This window comes from Myxococcus virescens, from assembly GCF_900101905.1.
In the GTDB taxonomy this organism is placed as follows: domain Bacteria; phylum Myxococcota; class Myxococcia; order Myxococcales; family Myxococcaceae; genus Myxococcus; species Myxococcus virescens.
Genome location: NZ_FNAJ01000051.1, coordinates 1 through 1,270, shown reverse-complemented (window position 1 = coordinate 1,270; position 1,270 = coordinate 1). Strand labels below are relative to the sequence as shown.

At 65.7% G+C, this 1,270-nt stretch carries 1 protein-coding gene; it reads left to right on the top strand.

Features of this window, described 5'->3' with window-relative positions:
* The first annotated feature begins 6 nt into the window (after positions 1 to 6).
* Positions 7 to 1,241 (top strand): IS3 family transposase gene (locus BLU09_RS38005; protein ID WP_373284086.1). Its coding sequence is split into 2 segments (ribosomal slippage): positions 7 to 349 and positions 349 to 1,241, totalling 1,236 coding nucleotides; the frame shifts between segments, so codons are not numbered across the junction.
* Positions 1,242 to 1,270: the final 29 nt, after the last annotated feature.

Sequence of the window (1,270 nt, the reverse complement as noted above, 5' to 3'; positions counted from 1 at the left end):
CTAGAGATGGACACGAAGGCACTCGAAGTAGAAGTCATCCCACCGGCTCGCCCTGGTCGCCGACGACGCTTCAACGCCGAGGAGAAGCAACGGTTCCTGGCAGAAGCGGAGATGGCCGGGCAGAGCATCTCCTCGGTGGCCCGTCGCTATGGACTGTCGGCGAGCATGTTGTTCCACTGGAGGCGACTGGCGGAGGAGGGCTCGATGTCCAGCCTAGGCGCAGACGAGGCGGTAGTCCCAGAGTCCGAAGTGAAGCGGCTGCAGGCCCAGGTGAGGGAGCTGGAGCGGCTGCTGGGCAAGAAGACGATGGAGAACGAGATTCTGAAGGAGGCGCTGGAGCTGGCCCGCCCCAAAAAACGGACCTCGCCGCTCAGCTTGCCTTCCAGGAGCGGTTCCCGTTGAAGGCCGTGGCCGAGGCGCTGGACGTCTCGCGCAGCAACCTGGTCCTCCGAGTGCAAGATGGCACCACGGAGGTGCCCAGGCGACGGGGCCCGTACCGCAAGCGCACCGACGAGTCCCTGCTGGCGAGAATTCGTGCTGTCACCGACGAGCGGGCCAGCTACGGCTACCGCCGCGTCACGGCCCTGGTGAACCGGCAGCTGCTCTCCGAGGGACAGCCCCGGGTGAACCCCAAGCGGGTGTACCGGGTAATGAAGGCCGCGGGCTTGCTACTGGCTCGCCACACCGGCAAGCCGACGCGCACCCATGAGGGTACGGTGGCCACCCTCAAGAGCAACCTGCGCTGGTGCTCGGACGCCTTCGAGATTCGCTGCTGGAATGGAGAGCGCATCCAGGTCGCCTTCTCGCTGGACTGCTGCGACCGCGAGGCCATGCGCTTCGTCGCCACCACCGGGGGCCTCACCGGGGAACTGGTGCGCGACTTGATGGCCGAGACACTGGAGTACCGTTTCGGCGCTGGCTGCCGACGGGCCTCGAACCCCATTGAGTGGCTGACCGACAACGGCCCGGCCTACACAGCCCATGAGACGCGCGAATTTGGGAGCAGCCTGGGCCTGCTCATCCGCACCACGCCGGCCTACTCCCCCGAGAGCAATGGCATGGCGGAGTCCTTCGTGAAGAGCTTCAAGCGCGACTACGTGTACCTGGCCCGACTGGACAGCGCCGAGGCAGTCCTCCAGCAGCTCCCCGCCTGGTTTCACGACTACAACACCGTGCACCCTCACAAGGCGCTGAAGATGCGCTCCCCGAGAGAGTTTCGACTCGCCGCTTCACCCCTCTGACCATGTCCGATTTGACGGGGGCAACTCCA